This window comes from Aeromonas sp. FDAARGOS 1415 (assembly GCF_019048365.1).
In the GTDB taxonomy this organism is placed as follows: Bacteria; Pseudomonadota; Gammaproteobacteria; order Enterobacterales; family Aeromonadaceae; genus Aeromonas; species Aeromonas taiwanensis.
Genome location: NZ_CP077363.1, coordinates 4265315 through 4288215 on the forward strand (window position 1 = coordinate 4265315; position 22901 = coordinate 4288215).

General features: G+C 65.8%; 23 protein-coding genes. 12 read left to right on the forward strand and 11 right to left on the reverse strand.

Features of this window, described 5'->3' with window-relative positions; all coding sequences use genetic code 11:
- Window positions 1-2: 2 nt before the first annotated feature.
- Genes pxpA through pxpB form a run of 3 tightly spaced genes read right to left on the reverse strand, consistent with a single transcriptional unit; the run spans window position 3 to window position 2327 of the window.
- Window positions 3-746 (reverse strand): 5-oxoprolinase subunit PxpA, encoded by a 744-nt coding sequence (gene pxpA / locus I6L45_RS19695; RefSeq protein WP_216983037.1) that lies wholly within the window; start codon window positions 744-746, stop codon window positions 3-5.
- A complete protein-coding gene (locus I6L45_RS19700) occupies window positions 730-1662 on the reverse strand; it encodes a biotin-dependent carboxyltransferase family protein (protein WP_216983038.1) in 933 nt (310 codons plus the stop codon). The genes pxpA and I6L45_RS19700 overlap by 17 nt, the downstream gene beginning before the upstream one ends.
- Window positions 1656-2327, reverse strand: a complete 672-nt coding sequence (gene pxpB / locus I6L45_RS19705; RefSeq protein ID WP_216983039.1) for a 5-oxoprolinase subunit PxpB — start codon at window positions 2325-2327, stop codon at window positions 1656-1658. Before pxpB ends, I6L45_RS19700 begins: the two co-directional genes overlap by 7 nt.
- Before the next feature lie 135 nt (window positions 2328-2462).
- Between pxpB and I6L45_RS19710 the strand changes: the two genes are divergently transcribed.
- The gene (locus tag I6L45_RS19710) at window positions 2463-2978 is read left to right on the forward strand and encodes a winged helix DNA-binding protein (protein ID WP_043759284.1); all 516 of its coding nucleotides are present in this window, start codon (window positions 2463-2465) and stop codon (window positions 2976-2978) included.
- A 68-nt stretch (window positions 2979-3046) separates the two neighbouring features.
- Here the strand turns inward: I6L45_RS19710 and rluB are convergent, their stop codons facing one another.
- From rluB to I6L45_RS19735, 5 genes are all read right to left on the reverse strand, one after another.
- The gene (gene rluB, locus I6L45_RS19715; RefSeq protein WP_042074648.1) at window positions 3047-3970 is read right to left on the reverse strand and encodes a 23S rRNA pseudouridine(2605) synthase RluB; all 924 of its coding nucleotides are present in this window, start codon (window positions 3968-3970) and stop codon (window positions 3047-3049) included.
- A complete protein-coding gene (scpB, locus tag I6L45_RS19720) occupies window positions 3963-4655 on the reverse strand; it encodes an SMC-Scp complex subunit ScpB (RefSeq protein ID WP_104453169.1) in 693 nt (230 codons plus the stop codon). Before scpB ends, rluB begins: the two co-directional genes overlap by 8 nt.
- 41 nt (window positions 4656-4696) lie before the next feature.
- Entirely contained in the window at window positions 4697-5572 is an 876-nt protein-coding gene (locus I6L45_RS19725) for a ScpA family protein (protein WP_216983040.1), read from the reverse strand.
- Complete coding sequence (locus tag I6L45_RS19730) at window positions 5565-6185, reverse strand: L-threonylcarbamoyladenylate synthase (protein ID WP_043759278.1); 621 nt, start codon at window positions 6183-6185, stop codon at window positions 5565-5567. The genes I6L45_RS19725 and I6L45_RS19730 overlap by 8 nt, the downstream gene beginning before the upstream one ends.
- A gap of 129 nt (window positions 6186-6314) precedes the next feature.
- Window positions 6315-7196, reverse strand: a complete 882-nt coding sequence (locus tag I6L45_RS19735) for a PHP domain-containing protein (RefSeq protein ID WP_216983041.1) — start codon at window positions 7194-7196, stop codon at window positions 6315-6317.
- A 435-nt stretch (window positions 7197-7631) separates the two neighbouring features.
- Here I6L45_RS19735 and I6L45_RS19740 point away from each other — a divergent pair, with 435 nt between their 5' ends.
- From I6L45_RS19740 to I6L45_RS19790, 11 genes are all read left to right on the forward strand, one after another.
- Window positions 7632-9266 carry an anthranilate synthase component 1 gene (locus tag I6L45_RS19740; RefSeq protein WP_216983042.1) on the forward strand — a complete coding sequence of 545 codons (1635 nt, stop codon included), beginning with the start codon at window positions 7632-7634 and terminating at the stop codon, window positions 9264-9266.
- On the forward strand, window positions 9259-9858 hold the full coding sequence (locus I6L45_RS19745) for an aminodeoxychorismate/anthranilate synthase component II (RefSeq protein ID WP_010673698.1): 600 nt from the start codon (window positions 9259-9261) through the stop codon (window positions 9856-9858). Before I6L45_RS19740 ends, I6L45_RS19745 begins: the two co-directional genes overlap by 8 nt.
- Before the next feature lie 10 nt (window positions 9859-9868).
- The gene (gene trpD / locus I6L45_RS19750) at window positions 9869-10882 is read left to right on the forward strand and encodes an anthranilate phosphoribosyltransferase (protein WP_054544463.1); all 1014 of its coding nucleotides are present in this window, start codon (window positions 9869-9871) and stop codon (window positions 10880-10882) included.
- Window positions 10882-12402 (forward strand): bifunctional indole-3-glycerol-phosphate synthase TrpC/phosphoribosylanthranilate isomerase TrpF, encoded by a 1521-nt coding sequence (gene trpCF / locus I6L45_RS19755; protein WP_216983043.1) that lies wholly within the window; start codon window positions 10882-10884, stop codon window positions 12400-12402. Before trpD ends, trpCF begins: the two co-directional genes overlap by 1 nt.
- Before the next feature lie 48 nt (window positions 12403-12450).
- Window positions 12451-13644, forward strand: coding sequence for a tryptophan synthase subunit beta (gene trpB, locus I6L45_RS19760; RefSeq protein ID WP_216983044.1), 1194 nt, complete (start codon window positions 12451-12453; stop codon window positions 13642-13644).
- Entirely contained in the window at window positions 13641-14447 is an 807-nt protein-coding gene (gene trpA, locus I6L45_RS19765) for a tryptophan synthase subunit alpha (protein WP_216983045.1), read from the forward strand. Before trpB ends, trpA begins: the two co-directional genes overlap by 4 nt.
- A 386-nt stretch (window positions 14448-14833) precedes the next feature.
- Entirely contained in the window at window positions 14834-16174 is a 1341-nt protein-coding gene (locus tag I6L45_RS19770; RefSeq protein ID WP_216983046.1) for a diguanylate cyclase, read from the forward strand.
- Window positions 16167-17507 carry a glycosyltransferase family 2 protein gene (locus I6L45_RS19775; protein WP_216983047.1) on the forward strand — a complete coding sequence of 447 codons (1341 nt, stop codon included), beginning with the start codon at window positions 16167-16169 and terminating at the stop codon, window positions 17505-17507. Before I6L45_RS19770 ends, I6L45_RS19775 begins: the two co-directional genes overlap by 8 nt.
- The gene (locus I6L45_RS19780; RefSeq protein WP_216983048.1) at window positions 17507-18556 is read left to right on the forward strand and encodes an HlyD family secretion protein; all 1050 of its coding nucleotides are present in this window, start codon (window positions 17507-17509) and stop codon (window positions 18554-18556) included. The genes I6L45_RS19775 and I6L45_RS19780 overlap by 1 nt, the downstream gene beginning before the upstream one ends.
- 578 nt (window positions 18557-19134) lie before the next feature.
- On the forward strand, window positions 19135-19527 hold the full coding sequence (locus tag I6L45_RS19785) for a hypothetical protein (RefSeq protein WP_216983049.1): 393 nt from the start codon (window positions 19135-19137) through the stop codon (window positions 19525-19527).
- 394 nt (window positions 19528-19921) lie between these two features.
- Entirely contained in the window at window positions 19922-20164 is a 243-nt protein-coding gene (locus I6L45_RS19790) for a DUF3297 family protein (protein ID WP_043759253.1), read from the forward strand.
- A 245-nt stretch (window positions 20165-20409) separates the two neighbouring features.
- Here the strand turns inward: I6L45_RS19790 and I6L45_RS19795 are convergent, their stop codons facing one another.
- From I6L45_RS19795 to I6L45_RS19805, 3 genes are all read right to left on the reverse strand, one after another.
- On the reverse strand, window positions 20410-21621 hold the full coding sequence (locus I6L45_RS19795; protein ID WP_216983050.1) for a NupC/NupG family nucleoside CNT transporter: 1212 nt from the start codon (window positions 21619-21621) through the stop codon (window positions 20410-20412).
- A 307-nt stretch (window positions 21622-21928) separates the two neighbouring features.
- A complete protein-coding gene (locus I6L45_RS19800) occupies window positions 21929-22360 on the reverse strand; it encodes a DMT family transporter (protein WP_216983051.1) in 432 nt (143 codons plus the stop codon).
- Window positions 22361-22370: 10 nt separating this feature from the next.
- Window positions 22371-22847, reverse strand: coding sequence for a DMT family transporter (locus I6L45_RS19805; RefSeq protein ID WP_216983052.1), 477 nt, complete (start codon window positions 22845-22847; stop codon window positions 22371-22373).
- Window positions 22848-22901 lie beyond the last annotated feature (54 nt).

Sequence of the window (22901 nt, forward strand, 5' to 3'; positions counted from 1 at the left end):
CTTCAATGAGGCCTTATCGATATACCGTTTGCGATCAGGGCCTGATGCAGGCGCCGGGCGAAGGCGACGGCGTGGGCACCATCCCCGTGCAGGCAGATGCTCTGGGGCACCAGCGCCAGTTGTTGCCCGTCCAGGGTCTCCACCTCTCCCCGCGTCACCAGACTCAGGGTCTGGCTCAGCGCCTTTGCCTCGTCGTCGATAACGGCGCCGGGCTGGCCCCGCGGTGCCAGGGAGCCGTCGGCCAGATAGGCGCGATCGGCGAAGACCTCCGCGATGGGGGTCAAACCATGGCGCCGGGCAGCGGCGATCAGCTCGCTGCCCGCCAGCCCCATCAGTTTGAGGGAGGGATCCAGGCTGGCGACGGCACTGGCGATGGCGTCGGCCAGGGCCCCATCCCGGGCTGCCTGGTTGTAGAGCGCACCATGGGGCTTGACGTGGGCCAGCCGGCCACCGGCCGCCTTGGCCAGGGCGGCCAGGGCCCCCACCTGATAGATCACGTCGGCATAGACCTTGGCCGGCGCCCGCACCATGGGCGCCCGCCCGAAGTGTTCCCGATCCGGGAAGCTGGGGTGGGCGCCGATGGCAACCCCCTTGGCCAGCGCCAGCCGGACCGTCTCGGCCATCAGGGGCGCATCCCCGGCGTGCCAGCCACAGGCGATGTTGGCCGAACTGACGAGGTCCAGCAGCAGGGCATCCGAGTCACAGCCCTCCCCGAGGTCTGCGTTGAGATCAATGTGTCTTTCCATAAGCCATCCATTCGAAACGATAGAGGTGTTGCTGCCACTCGCGCCGCGCCGCCAGGGCCTGCTCCCGCGTCACGGGGGAGAAGCGCAGCCGCGCCCCAGGCCGCACCTGGGCCAGCTTCCAGAGATCCGCGTCGATGACGCAGCCGATGCGCGGGTAGCCGCCCGTGGTCTGGCCATCGGCCAGCAGCACGATGGGTTGGCCGCCCGGGGGCACCTGGATGACGCCGGGCAGGACGCCGTGGGAGGCCAGCTCCCGGCTGTGGCTGCGCACCAGCGCCGGTCCGTCGAGGCGAACGCCCATGCGGTTACTGGCGGGGTTGAGTCGCCACTCCCCCTGCCAGAGCGCCGCCACGGCGACCGGTTCGAACTCGTCACATTCGGGGCCGGGCAAGACGCGCAGGCAGGCGTCCGACTCGCGCAACCAGGCGCCGAGGGGGCCGTCATGACTCAGCGGCGCCCCCAGGGGCAGGCGATCCCCGGCCTGCAGGGCTCGCCCCTGATGACCCCCGAAGCCGGCCTGCAACTCGGTGGCGCGCGATCCCATCACCTGGGCCACGGCCAGGCCCCCATCCAGCGCGAGGTAGGTGCGCATGCCATGGCGAGGGGCCGACAGGCGCAGGCGCTGGCCCCGGCGAACCCGCCAGCGCCAGCCGTGCCAGACAGCTTCACCGTCCAGGGTGGCGGCGCAGTCGGCACCGGTCAGCGCTAGCCAGCCATCGCGCAGCAGGCGGAATTCGGCCGCCCCCAGCACCAGCTCTATCCCCGCAGCTCCGGCGGGGTTGCCCACCAGGCGATTGGCCAGGATCAGCGCCTCCCTGTCGAGGGCGCCTCCCTGGGCGATGCCGAGATGGCGCACACCAGAACGGCCGAGATCCTGGACTGTGCTCTGAAGCCCGGGTCGGATGACCTCTAGCATGGGGCACCTCCCAGGGGGACGAAGCGCACCCGATCGCCGGGCAGCAGATAGGAGGGCTCGTCACGAGCCGGGTCGAACAGCGTCAGATCCGTGCGCCCGATGAGCTGCCAGCCCCCGGGGCTCGCCGCCGGGTAGATACCGGTCTGGGCCCCGCCGATGCCGACGCTGCCGGCGGGGACTCTCAGCCTGGGCTCCCTGCGCCGCGGCACAGCCAGCTCCTGCGCAAGCCCCCCCAGATAGGCGAAGCCGGGCTGGAAGCCGAGGAAATAGACCCGGTACTCGCCGCCGCTGTGGCGCGCCACCAGCTCGGCCGGCGTCAGGCCGCAGTGGCGGGCGGCCTCCTCCAGATCGGGCCCCCATTCGCCGCCGTAGTGCACCGGGAGCTCCCGCTCCCGCGGCCGGTAGTCGAGCTCCTCTCCCTGGCGCCACAACTCGGTCAGCCAGCGCTCGAGACCGGCGGGGTCCGTCACCTCGGGATCGAACACCAGGGTCAGGTTGTTCATCCCCGGCACTATCTCCTCCCACCGCTCGTCCCCTTCCCGCTCGCGCAGTCGCTGTGCCAACCACCAGATCCGCCGCTGACCGATCAGATCGGCCCCCAGGTCCGTCTCCAGCACCAGGGCCCGCTCTCCCAGCGGGTAGAGGCGACACTCACTCGATCCCATACAGCCCCCAACAACCAAAACATTTAATCAACATACAGCAAATATATCAACAAAACATCGATAATTTATCTACAATAAGCCATCGTAGGAAACGCCAGCCGCCGCGCTGGCCTCTCATCAGGAAAAGGAGTCTCCATGACCAAGCCCCCCTCCATCGTCTCATCGGCCCACCTCGTCTCGGCTCAGGCCCCGGCCCTCTCGGAGCTGGAGTTCGGCCTGACCGTGCTCAACAACTCCTTCCACCGCTGGGTCGTGCGCTGCATGGGGGCCGCCGGGGAGAAGGGGCTGACCGCGCTGGAGGTGCTGCTCATCCACCACATCAATCACCGGGATCGCCCCAAGCGGCTCGCCGATATCTGCTTCGTGCTGAACATCGAGGACACCCATGTCGCCACCTATGCCCTGAAGAAGCTGGTGACCCTGGGTTATGCGGCGCGCACCAAGGTGGGCAAGGAAGTGCACTTCAGCACCACGCCGGCCGGGGCGGCCCTGTGCCACCAATACAGCGAGATCCGCGAACAGTGTCTGATCCAGGTGATAGTGGAGAGCGGGCTGGCGGGGGCGAACGCCTCGGCGGCGGAGATAGCGCAGCAGCTGCGGCTGTTTGCCAGCCTCTATGATCAGGCCTCTCGCGCCGCAGCCTCCCTGTAGTGGCGAAGGCCCAATAAAAAAAGAGCCTGCCCCTTGCGGGGCAGGCTCTTTCGCGATGACGGCCGGAATTACTTGCTGCCGGTGCCGGAATTGCGGGTGGAGGAGGTCGGCTTGCGGCGGGCGGTGGTGCTGCGGGCGCGCGGCTCCTTGCCCTGCATCTCCTTGTGGCGCTTCACGGCGCGGCGGATCTGGGCGGCCTGCTTGTGGCGACCGGCCTTGCCATCCTGCTGCAGATCGACCTTGGACTCGGTCTCGTTCGGCAGGTTGACCAGGCCGCGCAGGTAGTTCACCTCGGGGAGCTTGAGCTCCTGCCAGCCGCCGCGCGGGATGCCGCGATCCAGGGTAACGTCGCCGTAGCGGATGCGCATCAGGCGGCTCACCTGCACTTCCTGGGACTCCCACAGGCGGCGTACTTCCCGGTTGCGACCCTCGGTCAGGGTGACGTTGAACCACTGGTTCAGCCCCTCGCCGCCAGCCGGCTTGATCTTGTTGAACTTGGCCATGCCATCTTCCAGCTGCACGCCCTTGCGCAGGCGCTGCAGCATGGCTTCGGTGATCTCGCCAAAGACACGCACCGCGTATTCCCGCTCCACCTCGTGGCTCGGGTGCATCAGGCGGTTCGCCAGCTCGCCGTCGGTAGTGAACAGCAGCAGACCCGAGGTGTTGACGTCGAGACGACCGACCGCGATCCAGCGGGCGCCATCCATCTTGGGCAGACGATCAAACACGGTGGGACGCCCTTCCGGATCATGGCGGGTACACATCTCCCCTTCGGGCTTGTGGTACGCCAGCACGCGGCAGATCACTTCCTCTGCGGCGCGAGTCTTGACCTGGTGGCCATCCACCCGGATCACGGCGTTCACTTCGACGCGATCCCCCAGCGTGGCGACCTTGCCATCCACGCTGACCCGACCTGCGGTGATCAGGGCCTCCATCTCACGACGGGAGCCTTGACCCGCGCGGGCCAATACTTTTTGCAGTTTTTCACTCATCGGGGTTACCTGATTGTTGATCGCTGCCCGCCGACATCGCGGACAGCATGGATGTCTGTGAGGCCGCCTCGCGGGCATCCTCACCATGTTCATGCGCAAGACGGCCCGCGGCGGGCCGCCCATCGCCTCCCTCATCCGGCATGAGCGACAAGGGATGGGGCAGTTCGGGATCCAGCTCGGGGAGCTGCTCCAGACTCTGCAGATTGAAATAGTCCAGAAATTCGCGGGTGGTGGCGAGCAGCTCGGGGCGACCCGCCACCTCCTTGTGTCCTATGCTGCGCACCCAGCCGCGCTCTTTCAAGGTGTTGACGATCTGGCTCGAGACCGCCACCCCGCGGATGGCTTCTATCTCTGCCCGGGTGATGGGCTGACGATAGGCAATCAGGGTCAGGGTTTCCAACACGGCGCGGGAATAACGGGGCGCCCGCTCGCTCCACAGGCGAGACAGCTCCTCGGCATACTCCTGGCGGGCCTGGAAACGCCAGCCGGAGGCGACCTCCTTGAGCTCAACCCCCCGCGTCTCATAGTCTTTCTTGAGCTCCGCCAGCAGGAGCTGGACGTAGCGGCCGGTGACCGGGTAATCCGCCAGCACGCTGCCCTTGAGCTCGCTGACGTTGAGCGGGCGCCCGGCGACGAACAAGGCCGCCTCGATCAGGGTCTTCAGCCGTTCAGCGGGCAACGCCACGACAGGCCTCCCGGGCTGTGCCCATGGCCGTCGGCGGCCGCTCAGTGTACATGTTCATGCGCCGTCTCCTGACTTGCCAGGGCAAAGTGGATGGGCCCCAGTGGCTCTGCCTGCAGGATCCAGATAAGCTGCTCCTTGCACAGCTCCAGCAAGGCCAGGAAGGTCACCAGTACCCCCATGCGCCCCTCCTCGGCCCGCAGCACCTGCTCCAGGCGCAGGGTCTGGCCCAGGGAGAGCATGGCGAGGATCTCCGCCATCCGCACCCGGGTCGGGATCTGCTCCCGGCGGATCTGGTGATGCTCAAAATGAGTCGCGCGTTTTACCACACTTTGCATGTAAAGGGCGAGTTCAACCAGTGAAACATCGGGGGCCAGCGGCTTCAGGGCACCAAAATCCGGCGGCAGGGCCGCGGCGACGAAGATCTCCCGCTCCACCCTCGGCAGGGCGTTGACCCGCTCCGCCCCCAGCTTGTAGCGCTCGTACTCCTGCAGGCGGCGAATAAGGGTGACGCGAGGGTCTTCCCCCTCCTCCTCGTCCTCCAGCTCCGGGGCCTTGGGCAGCAGCAGGCGGGACTTGATCTCCGCGAGCCAGGCCGCCATCAGCAGGTACTCCGCCGCGAGCTCGAGGTTGAGCCCCTGCATCAGCTCCACGTACTCCATGTACTGGGCGGTGATCTGCAGGATAGGCAGGTTCAGGATGTCGAGCTGCTGGCGCCGGATGAGGTAGAGCAGCAGATCCAGCGGCCCCTCGAAGGTGTCGAGAAACACCTCCAGCGCGTCGGGGGGGATGAACAAATCCTGGGGCAGCTCGTGGTAGGGCTGCCCCAGCACAGTTGCGATGGGCGGGGGAAGGGAGGCTTCCCCGGTCGTGCCCGCGGCGCTCAGCGCCTCGGGCACGGGGTCGGCAAGATCACTCAAACGGCGTCGGATCCCCGGCACCGCGACGGCGCAGCACGGGCTCGTCGTCGGAGAAATCCACGACCGTGGTGGGCTGCTCGCCGAGATAACCGCCGTTGACCACCAGATCGAGCTGCTTGCCGAGCTTGTCGGCGATCTCCTCGGGGTCGAACTCCGCCATCTCGGAACCCGGCAGGATCAGCGTGGTGGAGAGCAGCGGCTCGCCGAGGGCCTCCAGCAGGGCCAACGCTATGTTGTTGGCAGGCACCCGGATGCCGATGGTCTTCTTCTTCTCGTTCATGAGGCGACGCGGCACCTCCTTGGTGGCCTTGAAGATGAAGGTGTAGGGGCCGGGGGTGTTGTTCTTGATCAGGCGAAACGCGCTGTTGTCCACCTTGGCGTAAGTGGAGATCTCCGAGAGATCCCGGCACACCAGGGTGAAGTCGTGGTTCGGGTCGATGCGGCGGATGCGGCAGATGCGCTCCAGGGCGTCCTTGTTGCCCATCTGGCAACCCAGGGCGTAACCGGAGTCGGTGGGATAGACGATGACGCCGCCACTTTGCAGAATTTGCACCGCCTGGCTGATGAGGCGAGCCTGGGGATTGTCCGGGTGTACGTAAAAATGCTGACTCATATGTTCTTCTCGCGATAGGGGCACGCTCGTTGCCCGCTTATGGTCAAGGGCCACCTGGCCCATGACACTACCTTAACCTGTTTGACGCAGACTCGCCCGCATCAAAGATGCTCTCTCGCCCGATGGCCCTCAGCGGCTGGCCAGCAGGTCCGCATGCTCCTCCGGGGTCAGCCCGAAATGGCCAGGGTGGCCGAGCCAGAGCGGCATGCCCTCCTTGGGCAGCCAGAGGTGGCGGCCGAGCTCGGTCCAGTTGGAGGGGAAGTGAAAATCGGACCCCACCGAAATATAGAGATCGTGCTCTTTGGCCCACTGGCCGAGGTTGGCCCGCTCCTGGGGGCTCTGCTGGGGCAGGGAGACCTCCATGGCATCCCCCCCGGCGGCCTTGAAGGCCACCAGCAGCCGCTTGATCCACTTGGCGGTGAGATCGTAACGGCTGGGGTGGGCCAGCACGGCGAGCCCCCCCGCACCATGAATGGCGTCGATCGCCTCGCGCATCTCGGGCCACTCGGCGGGCACATACCCCTTGTTGCCCCGGCTCAGGTACTTCTTGAACACCTTCTGCATGGTGTCGGCCACCCCGCGCGCCACCAGCACCCGGGCAAAGTGGGCCCGGGTCACGGCGGCGTCACCGGCCAATTGCTTGGCCTCTTCATAGGTGGCGGGGATGAGGCACTTCTCCAGACGGCGCCCGATCTCCTCGGCGCGCGCCTCGCGCCGGGCCCGCTGACCGGCCAGAAAGGCGGCCAGCTGCGGATTTTTTTCATCCACCCCGAGGGCCACGATGTGGATCTCGTGGTGCTCCCACCCGGTGGAGATCTCGACCCCGCTCACCAGTCGCAGCGGAAGTTGCTCGGCGGCTATGGTCTGGCGCACCTCGTCAAGCCCGGCGAGGGTGTCGTGGTCAGTGACTGCTAACACCTCCACCCCCTTCTCGGCGGCGCGGCGCACCAGGTCGGCGGGGCTCAGCACCCCGTCGGAGGCGGTGGTATGGCAGTGAAGATCGAATCTCATCGGCGTGTTTCGCTCTTGTTCGGGACCTGCTCGGAAAAGAGAGGCAAAAAAGCGACTTGACTTGGCCGCGGCTTTATCGTTTTCTGTAGGCACTTCATTGCAAACATCTTTTTACAGGACTTTATCATGCAAGCGACTTCCATCCTGACCATCTGGTGGTGGCACACTCCCTGACATGCGGGCGTGTGGTCGTTGCTGTACCTGTAAAATGACAGCAAGTTAAGAACCCAAAGAAAAAGCCCGCTGACCCCAGCGGGCTTTTTTATTATCCGGCAAATGGACCTGTGATGAAACCGACAATTCAGACAAGCACCCTGACCTGGCGATGGCGGCCCTGACCCCACCACCCGGACCCGTTTAATTTTCAAGACATTTTTTCAAGGTATTCAACGTCATGAACATCGGTAACACACATCACATGCAAGGGAAGGCACTATGACAGGCAACAGATCTCGTCTGCCCCTGGGCGAATTCGACACCATCCGGCTCAATGCCCCTTATGTGACAGACCCCCTGGCGCTCTACACCCGGCTCTGCCAGGACAGACCCAACAACCTGCTGCTCGAATCGGTGGAGATCGACTCCAAGGCCGGCACCCAGAGCCTGCTGCTGGTAGACGCCTGCCTGCGCATCGAGTGCCGCGGCCGCACCGTGCGGGTACGCCCCCTCGGCGACAACGGCACCGCGCTGCTGCGCCTGCTGGAGCAGCGCCTGCCCGCCGCCGTTGCCCAGACCCGGGTGGCGGACGAGCTGCACCTCGACTTCCCGGCCTCCGATCGGGAGCTCGACGAAGACAGCCGCCTCAAGGGCAGCAGCGTGCTGGACGTGCTGCGCACCCTGCAGCGGGAGCTCGAGTGCCAGCTGGGCAAAGAGGCCCTCTTCATGGCGGGCAGCTTCGCCTACGACCTCATCGCCTCCTTCGAGGATCTGCCCGAGGTGCCGGAAGGGAGCAACGACTGCCCCGACTACTGCTTCTATGTGGCCGAGACCCTGATCACCATCGATCACATCAAGCAGAGCACCCAGTTGCTGGCCTGCCTCTTCGGCGGCGAAGGGGATGAACAGCTGGACGCGCGCTACGCCCGCCTGACCGCGCGCCTCGAAACCTTCAAGCAGGCCTGCCAGCAGCCGCAGTCCGCGCCCCAGACCACGGCGCCGCTGACCGGCAGCCTGGCCGTCGACAAGGGGGACAAGCAGTTCTGCGCCGAGGTCGAGAAGCTCAAGGGCTTCATCCGCCGTGGGGACATCTTCCAGGTAGTGCCGTCCCGCAGCTTCTCCCTCCCCTGCCCGGACCCCGTCGCGGCCTATCGCCGCCTCAAGCAGACCAACCCCAGCCCCTACATGTTCTACGTACAGGACGAGGGCTTCACCCTGTTTGGCGCCTCCCCCGAGAGCGCGGTCAAGTTCTGCGCCAACAGCCGCCAGGTGGAGATGTACCCCATCGCCGGCACCCGCCGCCGCGGCCTCAACCCGGACGGCAGCATCAACCTGGATCTGGACGGCCGCATCGAGCTGGAGCTGCGCCAGGACGAGAAGGAGGTGGCCGAACACCTGATGCTGGTGGATCTGGGCCGCAACGACATCGCCCGCATCTCCGAGCCCGGCACCCGCTACGTCAAGGATCTGCTGAAGGTGGATCGCTACAGCCACGTGATGCACCTGGTCTCCCGGGTGGTGGGCACCTTGCGCGCCGATCTCGACGCCCTGCACGCCTACCAGGCCTGCATGAACATGGGCACCCTCACCGGTGCCCCCAAGCTGCGCGCCAGCGAGCTCATCCGCATGGTGGAAGGCAAGCGCCGCGGCAGCTACGGCGGCGCCGTGGGCTACCTCAACGGTGCCGGTGAGATGGATACCTGCATCGTCATCCGCTCCGCCTTCGTGAAAGAGGGGGTGGCCCATGTCCAGGCCGGTGCAGGCGTCGTCTATGACTCCAAACCCCAGGCCGAGGCGGACGAGACCCGCGCCAAGGCGGCGGCCGTGCTGGCCGCCATCGCTGCCAGCCATGGCACCTCCCTGCAAGCATTGAGCGCCCAGCAGGAGCAACACAAGGACGTGAGCCATGACTAACATCTTCCTGCTCGACAACTTCGACTCGTTCACCTACAACCTGGTGGACCAGTTCCGCACCCTGGGCTACCCGGTGCGCATCTACCGCAACAGCCTGCCGGCGAGCCGCATCATGCAGGAGATCGACGCCTGCGAGGGGGACGCCGTGCTGGTGCTCTCCCCGGGACCGGGCGCTCCCCATGAGGCGGGCTGCCTGATTGATCTCATCAAGCTGGCCCGCGGCCGGGTGCCCATTCTCGGCATCTGCCTCGGTCATCAGGCCCTGTGCGAAGCCTACGGCGGCACGGTCGGGGCGGCGGGCGAAATCGTCCACGGCAAGCGCTCCCTCATCGAGCACAACGGCCACGGTGCCTTCGCCGGCCTGCCGAGCCCCTTGCCGGTGGCCCGCTACCACTCCCTGGTGGCCACCTATGTGCCACAAGAGCTGCAGGTGATTGCCCACTATCAGGGCATGCCCATGGCCATCGAGCAGCGGGACGAGCGGGTGCTGGGCTTCCAGTTCCACCCGGAATCCATCATGACCAGCGAAGGGGCCCGCCTGCTGACCCAGGCCCTCGCCCACATCACCCGTCCAGAAAGCCACGTGCGGTAAGGAAGAGACCATGCATCAACATCTCAACACCCTCTATCAGGGGCAGTCTCTCACCCGCGACGCCGCCCGCGACGCCTTCGGCCAGGTGGTCCGCGGTGAAGTGGATCCCATCGTGCTTGCCAGCCTCCTGACCGCCCTCAAGATCAAGGGGGAGACCCCGGAGGAGATCGCCGGCGCCGCCGAGGCACTGCTGGCGGAAGCCCGTGACTTCCCGCGCCCGGACTACGCGTTCTGCGACATCGTCGGCACCGGGGGCGACGGCCTCAATACCATCAACGTCTCCACCACCTCGGCCCTGGTGGCCGCCGCCTGCGGTCTGAAAGTGGCCAAGCACGGCAACCGCTCGGTCTCGAGCAAGTCGGGCTCCAGCGACCTGCTGGACAAGATGGGGATCAAGCTCGACATGAGCCCGGCCCAGGCCCGCCACTGCCTGGACGAGCTCGGCGTCTGCTTCCTGTTCGCCCCCCAGTACCACGCCGGGGTGCGTCACGCCATGCCGGTGCGCCAGGCCCTCAAGACCCGCACCCTGTTCAACGTGCTGGGGCCGCTGATCAACCCCGCCCGCCCCAGCTTCCAGCTGATGGGGGTCTATGCCCCCGAGCTGGTGCGCCCCATCGCCGAAACCTTGCTGGCACTCGGGCTGAAAACCGGTATGGTGGTGCACGGCGCCGGGCTCGACGAGGTGGCCATTCACGGTCCGACCCAGGTGGCGGAGATCCGTGACGGCGAAATTCGCGAGTACTTGCTCACCCCGGCGGACTTTGGCCTCGAGACCTACCCGGTCAGCGCCATCCAGGGGGGCGAGCCTGAAGAGAACCGCGCCATCAGCGCCGCCATCCTGGAAGGCCGTGGCACCCCGGCCCACAACGCCGCCATCGCCGCCAACGTGGCGCCGCTGCTGGTGATGGCGGGCAAGGCCCCGGACTTCAAGCAGGCCGCCGCCCGGGTGCTGGCGGTGCTGGCGAGCGGCAAGGCGGCGGCACTCGCCGCCCGGCTCGCCACCCTGAGCCATCAGGAGGCATGATGTCAGCCACCACCCAGGAGAGTCGCCCACAGGGCACTCACGCAGAACGACCAAAGGGCAATAGCCAGCTTCGCAAGGATAACGAGATGTCAGACGTCATTTCTCCCCACGCCTTCCTGAACATGGCGTCCATCAGCCAGACCATCCTCGGCAAAATCGTGGCAGCCAAGCAGGCGTGGGTCATCGCCCGCAAAGAGGCCCAGCCCCTGGAGAGCTTCCAGAGTGAACTGGTGCCCAGCGATCGGGACTTCGAGGGGGACCTGCGCAAAGGCTCCACCCGCTTCATTCTGGAGTGCAAGAAGGCCTCCCCCTCCAAGGGACTGATCCGCGACGACTTCAGCCCGGAAGCCATCGCCGACATTTACGGCAACTACGCCACCGCCATCTCGGTGCTGACGGACGAGAAGTTCTTCCAGGGGGATTTCGCCTTCCTGCCGCGGGTGCGCAGCCGCGTCCAGCAACCGGTGCTCTGCAAGGATTTCATGATTGACCCCTATCAGGTCTATCTGGCCCGCCACTATCAGGCGGACGCCATCCTCTTGATGCTCTCCGTGCTCACCGACGAGGGGTATCGCGCCCTGTTCGCGGTGGCCAAAGCGCTCGGCCTCGGGGTGCTCACCGAGGTGAGCAACGAGGAGGAGCTGACTCGCGCCATCGCGCTCGGCGCCCCGGTGATTGGCATCAACAACCGGGATCTGCGCGACCTCAGCGTCGATCTCGCCCGCACCAAGCAGCTGGCCAAGGCAATCCCGGGGGATCGGGTGGTGATCAGCGAGTCCGGCATCAATCACCGCGCCCAGGTGGCGGATCTGCGTCACCACGCCAAGGGCTTCCTGGTGGGCTCGTCGCTCATGGCCGAGCCGGATCTGGAGGCCGCGGTGCGCAAGCTCGTGCTCGGCCAGAACAAGGTGTGCGGCCTGACCCGCGCCGAGGACGCCGCCGCGGCCCACCAGGCGGGGGCCGTGTTCGGCGGCCTCATCTTTGTGGCCAAGAGCCCCCGTTACGTGGACATTCCCGCCGCCCGCGCCGTGATGGCCGGGGCGCCGCTCTCTTACGTCGGGGTGTTTCGCAATGCCCAGCCCGCCACCATCGCCAAGACGGTGGAGGCGCTGGGGCTGGCCGCAGTGCAACTGCACGGTGATGAAGATGCCGCCTATGTCGAGGCACTGCGCGCGCTGCTGCCGGCAGGCTGCCAGATCTGGAAAGCGGTTGGAGTCTCTCTTGGCAAGGAAAGTGGCGAGCCCCTGCCATCCCTCGACTACCCGGCGGATCGCCTGTTGCTGGATACGAAAGTGGGCAGCCAGAGCGGCGGCACCGGTCAGGCGTTCGACTGGACTCTGCTGGCCGGGCTCGACAAGAGCAAACTGATGCTGGCAGGGGGGCTCAACCCCGACAACGCCCTCGAGGCCGCCCGGGTGGGCTGTGTGGGCCTTGATTTCAACTCCGGGGTGGAGAGCGCCCCGGGCCAGAAGGATGCGCACAAGATAGCGGCCGCCTTTGCCGCCCTGCGCAACCTGTAACGCTACCCCTTTTTGATGTTTCGATTTAGCAAATACAAGGAAGAAGCCATGACCCTGCTCAACCCGTTTTTTGGTGAATTTGGCGGCATGTACGTGCCCCAGATCCTCATCCCCGCCCTGCTCCAGCTGGAGAAGGCCTTTGTCGATGCCAAGGATGACCCCGCCTTCATCGCCGAGTTTCAGGCGCTCCTGACCGAGTATGCCGGCCGCCCGACGCCGCTCACCCTCACCCGCAATCTGACCAGGGGCACCAAGACCCGCCTCTACCTGAAGCGCGAAGATCTGCTGCACGGCGGCGCCCACAAGACCAACCAGGTGCTGGGCCAGGCCCTGCTCGCCAAGCGCATGGGCAAGCACGAGATCATCGCCGAGACCGGCGCCGGTCAGCACGGCGTCGCGACGGCGCTGGCCTGCGCCCTGCTCGGCCTCAAGTGCCGGGTCTATATGGGCGCCAAGGACTGCGAGCGCCAGAAGCCCAACGTCTTCCGCATGAAGTTGATGGGGGCCACCGTCATTCCGGTGCACTCCGGCTCCGCCACCCTGAAAGATGCCTGCAACGAGGCGCTGCGCGACTGGGCTGCGAACTACGAGACCGCCCACTACCTGCTCGGCACCGCCGCCGGTCCCCACCCCTTCCCCACTATCGTGCGGGAGTTCCAGAAGATGATCGGGGAAGAGGCCAAGGCCCAGTGCTTCGAAAAAGAAGAGCGCCTGCCCGATGCGGTGATCGCCTGCGTCGGCGGCGGCTCGAACGCCATCGGCATGTTCGCGGACTTTATCGACAACCCTGAAGTACGCCTTATCGGCGTCGAGCCGGGTGGTCACGGCATCGAGAGCGGCGAGCACGGCGCACCGCTGGGTCACGGCAGCAAGGGGGTCTTCTTCGGCATGCACTCCTACCTGATGCAGGACAGCCAGGGCCAGATCCAGGAGTCCTACTCCGTCTCGGCGGGGCTGGACTTCCCCTCCGTCGGCCCGCAGCACGCCCACCTGGCCGCCATCGGCCGCGCCGAGTACCCCTCGGTGACCGACAAGGAGGCGCTGGACGCCTTCCAGGAGCTGGCCAAATCCGAAGGGATCATACCGGCGCTGGAGTCTTCCCATGCCCTGGCCCACGCCCTCAAGATGGCCCGCAGCGAACCGGAAAAAGAGCAGGTGCTCATCGTCAACCTCTCCGGCCGTGGCGACAAAGACATCTTCACCGTTGCCGACATTTTCGAGAAAGAAGGAACCTTGTCATGAACCGTTACGCACAACTCTTCTCCCGTCTGGACAAGGCCAATCAGGGCGCCTTTGTGCCGTTCGTGATGCTGGGTGACCCCACTCCCGAATTGTCCCTGGCCATCGTCGATGCGCTGGTCGAGGGGGGCGCCGATGCCCTCGAACTCGGCATTCCCTTCTCCGATCCGGTGGCGGACGGCCCCACCATTCAGGGTGCCGCCCTGCGCGCCTTTGCGAGCCACACCACCCCGGACGACTGCTTCGGCCTGCTCGGTCGCATCCGCGCCAAGTACCCGGAGCTGCCCATTGGCCTGCTGGTCTACGCGAACCTCGTCTATGTGCGCCACATCGACGGCTTCTACGAGAAGTGCCAGCAGGCGGGGGTGGACTCCGTGCTGGTGGCGGACGTGCCGGTGCAGATGTGCGAGCCCTACAAGGCGGCGGCCGACAGGTTCGGCATCGACAGCATCTTTATCGCCCCCCCCAACGGCGACACCGAGACGCTCAAGGCAGTGGCGGAGCTTGGCTCCGGTTACACCTACCTGGTGAGCCGTGCCGGCGTGACCGGGGCCGAGACCAAGGCCGGCATGCCGGTGGAGGGGCTCATCAATACCTTGCGCGAGTTCAACGCCCCCCCTGCCCTGCTCGGCTTTGGCATCAGCGAGCCGGCCCAGGTGCGTGACGCCATCAAGGCCGGTGCCGCCGGCGCCATCTCCGGCTCCGCCGTGGTGAAGATCATCGAGACCCACCACCACAACCCGGAACACATGCTCACTCGTCTGAAGGAGTTCGTGGAAGGGATGAAGGCCGCGACCAATCGCTAAGGCCGGACATGGGCTCTTCGGAACCTACGCGCCGCCCATCACCGTATAAAAGGGAGCCTGACCGGCTCCCTTGTTTTTTCCCCGCCGCCAGGGCTGAACCAGGGGTCAGCAGGTCTCATCACACCGCGGCGCCGCTCTCGACGGCCAATGTGCAATGACCCCTGCCTGTTTTTCGTCCATTCAGCTCCTGTCCATGATGCGCACCACGCGCTTGGCGATAATACGAGACTTTGCCACGCCAGCGACGACATGGGCGACGAAGAAGTCGGCCCTGACGGAGTAGACCTGCCCGCGCACCGGCCGCGATGCGACAGCCGGAGCCTCCCTGTTCGATACTCAAGTATCTGCGCAACCCTTGTTTCACAGAGAGAAAGAGGTGATGACCCATGGTTAGCCCGAGCCAACAATCCACGGCCATCGCCCTGCTGGGGGAGCCGGTGGCTCGCCCGACCCATCCCCAGTCCGACTGGGCGAGCTGGGATCCGGCGGCGCACCCCGTGCTGCTGCTCAACCTGCCCGCCGACGAGCAGGACAGGGCCCTGCAGGCCCTGCGCCGTGACCCCGTCCGCTATCTGCATCCCGTCTTCTGCACAGAGCAGAGCCCCCTCTCCCCCATGTTGGCGGATGGCCTGCTGTCCCAGCTGGATGAGCGGCTGCCCGACATCCTGGAGCGCCTGGCCCTGCTGACGCCCCGGGAGCACCCCGACAGCATGGAGAAGCTGGCGTGGTACGGCTGGCCCCGCCCCCACTTTCGTCTGCTGCCGCGCTGGCAGGCCGGTTGCCGCCAGGGTTATCACTACCCCCTGCTCGACTGCCTGCTGGGAAGCGACGCCAGGGACGCCCTGCCGCAGCTGGTGGCAGAACACCTGCTGCAGAACGACCAGCTGGTCGATCGCGTGCGCCTGTGCAACGGCTGCCTCTCGTCCCACCTCAACTTCATCGATGTCTGCCCCGAGTGTTTCCACATCGCCATCCAGGTCACCCCGGCGGTGCACTGCTTCACCTGCGGCCATGTGGATGATCAGGATGCCTTCATGGTGCAGGGCCAGCTGCGCTGCCCGAAGTGTGTCACCACCCTGCGCCATATCGGCGTGGACTACGACAGGCCACTCGAGAAGTTTCGCTGCCTCTCCTGCCACGCCCGCTTCATGGAGGCGGCGGTGCAGGCGCGCTGCCTCGAGTGCGGCCAGGCCCACAAGCCGGACGATCTGGTGGTCGCCAGCATCTTCGAATACCGCCTCGGCAAGCTGGCGCGCCATGTGGCCCGCGAAGGCACCCAGCAGCTGCACCTGCCCCTGACCTGGGGCACCCCCATGGCCATGGAGCACTTCCCCTGGCTGTTGCAGTGGAAAAACAGCCTGCTGCAGCGCCACGGCGGCCGTGACACCCTGCTGGCGATCCGCATCGAGCGGCTAGCCGAGCTGCGCGCCGAGGTGGGGCTGCTCAAGACCCAGCAGCGCCTCGCTGCCCTGATCACCCGGCTGCAGGCATTGTTTCGCAACACCGACGTGGTCTGCCAGTACTCGGACGATCTGCTGTTGTTGCTGCTGCCGCACACCGACGAAGAGGGCTGGCATATCCTGGTGGAGCGGATCCACGCGCTCAATGACATCGAGGGGCTGGATGCCCTCGCCCTGACGGCACAGGTGCATCCCCTGCCGACCCAGCTGGGGGAGGACGCCAGCCTCTGGCTGAGCCGCTGGCTGGAGGAGCACCTCCATGCCTGAGTGGGTCAGCACGACGCACCACATCCTGCGGGAAATCCTGGGAGGCCTGCAGATCTCCCCCAGGATGCTGCTGTTGCTGCTGCCCATGCTCCTGCTGCTGGAGGTGCCGCTGATGGCGCTGACCCTGACCGGCATCCTCAAGTGGTATGCCCGCCAGCAGCCCAGGCCCTGCGAGCTTCCCCTTGCCAAGCGCTGCCCCAGGGTCTCCTGCATCATCACCTGCTACGCCGAGGGCGAGGCGATCCGCTCCACCATAATGACCCTCAAGGAGCAGCTCTATCGCGGCCACCTGGAGATCATCGCGGTGATCGACGGCGCCCGGGCCAATGTCCACACCTACCGGGCGGCCCTGAACTGTGTCGCCGAGTTCGAGGGCTGCAAGACGCGCACCCTGGTGCTCCTGCCCAAGTGGCAGCGTGGCGGCCGGGTCTCCACCCTCAACGCCGGGCTGTCGGCCGCCACCGGCGAGATTGTGATGAATGCCGATGGGGATACCTCATTTGACAACAACATGATCGACGAGATCGTCGCCTGCTTTGACGACCCCGATGTCCCCGCGGTCGGGGGCGCGCTGCGGGTGCGCAACCTGAAGGACGGTGCGCTCACCCGGATGCAGGGGATCGAGTACATGATCTCCATGCAGGGGGGCAAGACGGGGCTGAGCGAGTGGAACCTCATCAACAACATCTCCGGGGCCTTCGGTGCCTTTCGCCGCGATTTCCTGCGCCAGATCGGCGGCTGGGACACCCACACCGCGGAGGATCTGGATCTCACGGTGCGGATCAAGCACTACCTCAAGCGCCACCCCGGGCTGAAGATAGGCTTCGCCCCCAGGGCCATCGGCCACACGGATGCCCCGGCGGATCTGCGCACCCTGGCCAATCAGCGCCTGCGCTGGGACGGCGACCTGCTGTTCCTCTACCTGCGCAAGCACAAGCTCTCCCTGACACCCCGCATCCTGGGCTGGAAGACCTTCCTGTTCACCCTGATCTACGGGGTCGCCCAGAACGTGGTCCTGCCCCTGCTGGTGATGGGCTACAGCTGGTGGCTGGTGTTCAGCTACCCGGGCCAGTTCGTGGCGGCCCTGATGATCTGCCTCTACCTGGTCTATCTGTTCCTCACCCTGGTCAACTTCCTGGTGTTCCTGCTGGCCATCTCGGAGCGCCCCCGGGCCGATCTGCGGCTGCTGCCCTGGCTGCTGCTCTACCCTGTCTACACCCTGGTTATGCGCCTCTGGTGCGCGGTGGCCCTGCTCAACGAGATATTCCGCCGCGGTCACGAAGAGAGCAGCATGGCACCCTGGTGGGTGCTGAAACGAGGAAACAAATTCTGATGAAAGTCACCTTCGATCCCCCCAAGAAGCAGGATGCCACCTCGGACGAGGGGGTCCGCGTCCTCTATGCCCCCGCCCGGCGCATCGCCTTTCGGGCACGCTGGTATCTGATCCTGCTGGTGGCCTTCAGCCCCGTCATCATCCTGCTCGGCTACCTGGGGCGAGAGTGGTGGCTGACCCAGGCCCCCGCCATCATCACCACAGAGCCCCAGCTGGTGGTGGCGAACGGCGATGGCTTCGTGCGCAGCATCTACCTCTCCCCCGGCCAGGATGTCTCCCAGGGGGACGCCCTGATGAAGTTCGAATCGCCCACCCTCAGCGCCAACATCCAGGAGCGCCAGACTCGACTGGCTGGCATGGTGCTGGACAAGGGAGAGGCCGAGCGGGAGAGGCTGGGCAACCTGGACGTGCAGATAGAGATCGCCGAGCGGGGTCGCCGCGAGCAGGAGGCGATCTACAACGAGTACGCCGGCTACCGGCAGGAGAAGCTGGTCTCCAGCGCCGAATATGCCAGCGCCCTGCTGAGCTGGACCCAGTCCCGCATCACCCTGCAGAAAGCCAGGGCCGAGAAGATGCAGCTCGAGCTGCAGATCCGGGAGGATCAGCTGACCGGCCCCCTCATCAGCGCGCGCCAGCGCCTGGTGGAAGAGCTGACGGAGATGGAGGCCACCAGGCAACAGCAGCAACCGCTCTCCCCGACCACCGGCAGGGTATCCGACATCCTGGTGCAGGAGGGGGACTGGGTCTTCTCGGGGGCGCCGCTCGCGCTCATCTCCAAACACATGGACCCTGTGGTCATCGCCTATGTGCAGCCCAAGTACCTCTCCACCATGACCCCGGGCCACCGGGCCACCGTCAAGCTGCCGAGCGGGGAGCGCCTCGCGGCCCGGATCGCCAGGCCCGTGGAGCTGGCCGACAAGCTGCCCGCCCAGCTCGCCGCCCCCTTCGAGGGCGAGAAGGCGACCCTCAAGGTCGCCCTCTCCTTCGACGACCCCCTGCCTGCCAACCTGCAGGTGGAGGGGTTGCCGGTGATGGTGTTGTTCGATTAGGGGAAGGGCGCCCGATGACGATCCGGGCGGCGTGAATCCGAACTCCCGAACCTGCGGATCCCCTGATGGCGTAGCTTCGCCACGCAGGACGCGAGGGCACTGCCCTCGACGGGGTGCCGCCCGCCTAACCCGCGAAATTTGGCCTAATACCCCCACCGTAGGTTCGAATAGCGCAGCGTATTCGGACGTTCGCGATCCGGGCGTAGTTAATCCGAACGCCCGAGCCTACGGATCCCATGATGGCGTGGCTTCGCCAAGCAGGACGCGAGGGCGCTGCCCTCGACAGGGTTTCGCCCGCCCTTCGGGCGTGGGCGAGTGACTTTTCTTTGCGTGGCCAAAGAAAAGTCACCAAAAGAAAGGCCACCCCCGTCGGGCCGTAAACATGCCCCCTCTCCCCTTGGGAGAGGGCTGGGGTGAGGGGAATATCCGTACTCACTGCCAATCCAGCAGCCCACTCAAAGCATCGGTTGCGCACTAATTGGTTGAACCAGCTCAGATTTATATCAACCATCCCTTCCCATCCTGCGAACTGGGCCCTTATGATATCCAAACGAAAATCCAGCTCTCGGGAGAGCGCCATGACAGCAATGGTTGCTATCTCGCAGGTGAAAAGCAGCGGACTGGGAGCTGTAACTCAGGGGAAAGACTTGCGCTACGGAATAATTGAGCTCACGCAGGGCAACATCAACAACGATCATCTGTATCTCACCAGCATCATGGACCTCTTCCCCATCACTTCTGTGGGCGGCAGCTCAGAGGCTGATCGCGCCTCGCAACTGCTGGAGGTTCACTCCGGCATTGGCGCTCCCGTGCTGACTGACATTGCGGGGGATAAGAAGATTTTCCGTAAGCGCGCCTGGGTCGGGGAGTTCTTCGCTACACATCAACTAAAGGCGGGAGACTCAGTTGTAGTGGAGCGCACAGGAACCAACCGCTACCACGTCTACCCACGACGTGCGACTGATTTCTAACTATTCGTTCAAGCCGAAACCGCTTCGCGGTTCGGCTTAACTCAGGTGTTACAACCTTGATATTGGCCCTGGTGCCGAAGCTACCCGAAGAACAATAAAAACATGAGGAGTCCCGCCTTTCAGCGCAAGACCTTGTATCGCGAGGAGTGCGTCCCTGTGCCGGATCTGGCATGAGTCAGCAAACATATACGCCATCCCGCCGAGCCGGGTGAGCTGGCTCGCTACCGAGATGACGTTAAGCTCTATTGCCACATATTCAGAAGCCGGCGGCGCTGTTTCCCGAGCGGCAGCGGTAGCCGGACCTTGTCCACCCCCATAGGACGCAGCCCAGCCTTGAGCCCATGGCGGGCATTGCCTACAATGACCCACTTTTTATCACACTCAGGTAAATAAAATGAGCGACAACAAACCTGCCCTGCCCGACCGTCTGGCCGCCAACCCGCGCAGCCCGCACTATGTGGCGGAGTGCTTCCAGCACGAGATCGGTATTCGCGTGAACGGCAAGGAGCGCACCAATGTCGAGGAGTACTGCATCAGCGAAGGTTGGGTGAAGATCCCCTCCCCCAAGGCCAAGGATCGCTACGGCAACCCCATGCTGATCACCGTCAAGGGCACCGTCGAGGCGTTTTACGCCTGAGCCTTGTCCCGGCCTTGCCGGGGCAGCGCCGTCTATCCAGACACCGGCCTAGTGCCGGTGTCTTGCTTTTCAGCCTCCGGTAGAGGGCAGCGGCCGAGCTCCCCTCCCTGCCCAAGCCCCCTCGACATCCTCCCCGCTGTCATATAAAAAGCCCCGTCCCGCCTTGCGGCGAGACGGGGCTGGTCGTTTCCTGGGCAGGCTCACCGGCCGCATCTCTCGGCGCCCGGTCATCCCTGCGTCTGGGATCACCCCAGGGTCGCGAAGATCCCCGCCAGGGTGGCGCTCATCAGGTTCGCCAGGGTGGCGGCCAGCACGGCCTTGAGGCCCAGGTTCGCCACGTCGTGGCGACGCTCCGGTGCCAGGGTGCCGATGGCGCCGAGCTGGATGGCGATGGAGCCCAGGTTCGCGAAGCCGCACAGGGCGAAGGTGACGATGATCTGGGTGTGGGCGCTGAGATCCTGCTTGATGCTTGCGAAGTCCAGGTAGGCGACGAACTCGTTCATGATCACCTTCTGGCCAATCAAGGATCCTGCCGCCATCATCTCGCTCGCCGGCACGCCGATGAGCCAGGCCACGGGGGCAAACAGGTAGCCCAGCAGCAGCTGCAAGGAGAGCTCGGGCCAGCCCAGCCACTCGCCGACCAGGGTGAAGCCGGCGTTCAGCATGGTGATGGCGCTGACGAACGCCAGCAAGATGGTGCCGATGGCCACGGCGATCTTCATCCCCCCCATGGCGCCGCCCGCCAGGGCGTCGATGGCGTTGCTGTAGTCGCTCTTGTCCAGAGCAATCTCGTCCTGCTCGCGTACCCGCTCCTGCTCCGGCACCAGGAGCTTGGCCATCAGCAGGCCCCCCGGCGCCGCCATGAAGGAGGCCGCAATCAGGTATTTAAGCTCTACGCCAAGACCGGCGTAGCCGCCGAGCACCGAGCCCGCCACCGAGGCCATGCCGCAGGTCATCACGGCGAAGAGCTCGGAGCGGGTCATGCCCGCCAGGAAGGGGCGGATCAGCAGGGGGGACTCCCCCTGGGAGAGGAAGATGTTGCCGGTGGCCACCAGGGACTCGGCACGGCTGGTGCCGAGCAGGCGGTGAATGCCGCCCCCCAGCACCCGGATCACCCACTGCATGATGCCGAAGTGGTAGAGCACGGCGATGAGCGCACTGATAAAGATGACCAGCGGCAGCACGCGCACGGCGAAGATGAAGCCGTTGCTCGCGAGATCGCCGAACACGAAGCGGATGCCGCTGTCGGCAAAGCCGAGCAGGGCGGAGACGCCGTTGCTCAGGGCGCCGAGCAGCACCTGACCGGGAGGGAAATAGAGCACCAGGGCGGCGAAGCCGGTTTGCAGGGCGAGCGCCCCGAGCACGGTGCGCCAACGAATGGCGCGGCGGTTTTCACTCGCCAGCCAGGCGATAAACATCAGGGCCAGCATACCGACCAGACTCAATAACAGTGTCATCTTGCACCTATGAAGAGAGGAGTTTCATACGGCAAGTCTGCAGACGGGTGTCGCGCGGCGGTCGGGCGGGGAGCGAGCCGACCCACGCGACACACAGACCACAAACCTACAGGTTAGTGGCGGGTCCCATCCTGGGGTCGTTCACGTTCCGGGTGACGGCATGTATCGGGTGACGCCAGCACCGCCGCGAGCAGAGAAGCGGCCGGGTGGCAGGTCGGGCGGCGATGGTACAGGGATAGCAACCATATAAAAAGCGCTAAAACGATTCGATATGGAAACAAAATTCGGCGTCGCTCGCCCCAGCCTGTCATTGCCTGTTTTTTCGCACGGCCTGCCAGCGCTGCAGGCCGGCACCGGCCAGCACCAGCAGAGTGCCGAGCAGATCGCTCGCCCCCAGGCGCCCGGCCAGGGCGTCGAGCAGCGCGCCCCCCACCAGCTGCCCCGCCACGATGAGCAGGGCGCAGGCCAGGGCACCGACCCGGCCGATGGCCCAGCTGCTGATGGCCACGAACAGTGCCCCCAGCGCCCCGCCCAGCAGCAGCCAGGGATCGAGCCCGGCGAGGCGCCCCCAGGGGGCCCCCGTCAACAGCAGCAGGGCGCCGAGCAGCCCGAAGCCGAGCAGGTGGTTGGCGAGCGACGCCATCAGGGCGCCCCGGGCGCTGGCGAGCCGGCCGTTGAGGGTGCGCGACAGGCTCACCGCCACGCCGTTGAGCAGTCCCAGCAGGATAAGGATGGTCATGGTGTTTCTCCTAACCGAGCACGATAAGCAGGGCGCCGGCCATCACCAGCAGGGCGGCGAGTCCGTCCACACCTGAGGGGAGCCTGCGCGCCAGCCCGAACCAGCCGAGGCCATCGCACAGGGCACCGAACAGCAGCTGGCCCAGCAGCAGCAGGGCCAGGGTGCCCGCCATACCGAGGGGCGAGTTGAGGCACAGGGCCGCCAGCACCACGGTGAGCGCCCCCGGCAGGCCGCCGAGCCAGGCCCAGCCCGGTGCAGCCTCCGGGCCTGCGGCCCTGGGGGTCAGGCACCACAGTAGCGCGGCCACCAGGGTGCCGACCCCGTGGGCAAGCCAGCTCGCGAACCAGGGGTCGGTGGCACTGGCCAGGGCGCCGTTCTGGGCGATCATCAGCGCCAGCAGCAGGCCGGCGGCGAAGGCGGCCAGGGCGCCGACGGCCTGGCCGAGGTCGAGGCGCCCGGGGCGCCGCTCGATAAGGGTAGGGATCATGGGATGCTCCTTGGTTGAACACAGGAGCAGGGTAAATTGTTTTAGATATGGCGA

Excerpts from the sequence above, each read along its gene's own strand:
- pxpA (WP_216983037.1), bottom strand. The coding sequence starts at position 746 with ATGGAAAGACACATTGATCTCAACGCAGACCTCGGGGAGGGCTGTGAC.
- I6L45_RS19700 (WP_216983038.1), bottom strand. The coding sequence starts at position 1,662 with ATGCTAGAGGTCATCCGACCCGGGCTTCAGAGCACAGTCCAGGATCTC.
- pxpB (WP_216983039.1), bottom strand. The coding sequence starts at position 2,327 with ATGGGATCGAGTGAGTGTCGCCTCTACCCGCTGGGAGAGCGGGCCCTG.
- I6L45_RS19710 (WP_043759284.1), top strand. The coding sequence starts at position 2,463 with ATGACCAAGCCCCCCTCCATCGTCTCATCGGCCCACCTCGTCTCGGCT.
- rluB (WP_042074648.1), bottom strand. The coding sequence starts at position 3,970 with ATGAGTGAAAAACTGCAAAAAGTATTGGCCCGCGCGGGTCAAGGCTCC.
- I6L45_RS19730 (WP_043759278.1), bottom strand. The coding sequence starts at position 6,185 with ATGAGTCAGCATTTTTACGTACACCCGGACAATCCCCAGGCTCGCCTC.
- I6L45_RS19735 (WP_216983041.1), bottom strand. The coding sequence starts at position 7,196 with ATGAGATTCGATCTTCACTGCCATACCACCGCCTCCGACGGGGTGCTG.
- I6L45_RS19740 (WP_216983042.1), top strand. The coding sequence starts at position 7,632 with ATGACAGGCAACAGATCTCGTCTGCCCCTGGGCGAATTCGACACCATC.
- I6L45_RS19745 (WP_010673698.1), top strand. The coding sequence starts at position 9,259 with ATGACTAACATCTTCCTGCTCGACAACTTCGACTCGTTCACCTACAAC.
- trpD (WP_054544463.1), top strand. The coding sequence starts at position 9,869 with ATGCATCAACATCTCAACACCCTCTATCAGGGGCAGTCTCTCACCCGC.
- trpCF (WP_216983043.1), top strand. The coding sequence starts at position 10,882 with ATGTCAGCCACCACCCAGGAGAGTCGCCCACAGGGCACTCACGCAGAA.
- trpB (WP_216983044.1), top strand. The coding sequence starts at position 12,451 with ATGACCCTGCTCAACCCGTTTTTTGGTGAATTTGGCGGCATGTACGTG.
- trpA (WP_216983045.1), top strand. The coding sequence starts at position 13,641 with ATGAACCGTTACGCACAACTCTTCTCCCGTCTGGACAAGGCCAATCAG.
- I6L45_RS19770 (WP_216983046.1), top strand. The coding sequence starts at position 14,834 with ATGGTTAGCCCGAGCCAACAATCCACGGCCATCGCCCTGCTGGGGGAG.
- I6L45_RS19775 (WP_216983047.1), top strand. The coding sequence starts at position 16,167 with ATGCCTGAGTGGGTCAGCACGACGCACCACATCCTGCGGGAAATCCTG.
- I6L45_RS19780 (WP_216983048.1), top strand. The coding sequence starts at position 17,507 with ATGAAAGTCACCTTCGATCCCCCCAAGAAGCAGGATGCCACCTCGGAC.
- I6L45_RS19785 (WP_216983049.1), top strand. The coding sequence starts at position 19,135 with ATGACAGCAATGGTTGCTATCTCGCAGGTGAAAAGCAGCGGACTGGGA.
- I6L45_RS19790 (WP_043759253.1), top strand. The coding sequence starts at position 19,922 with ATGAGCGACAACAAACCTGCCCTGCCCGACCGTCTGGCCGCCAACCCG.
- I6L45_RS19795 (WP_216983050.1), bottom strand. The coding sequence starts at position 21,621 with ATGACACTGTTATTGAGTCTGGTCGGTATGCTGGCCCTGATGTTTATC.
- I6L45_RS19800 (WP_216983051.1), bottom strand. The coding sequence starts at position 22,360 with ATGACCATCCTTATCCTGCTGGGACTGCTCAACGGCGTGGCGGTGAGC.
- I6L45_RS19805 (WP_216983052.1), bottom strand. The coding sequence starts at position 22,847 with ATGATCCCTACCCTTATCGAGCGGCGCCCCGGGCGCCTCGACCTCGGC.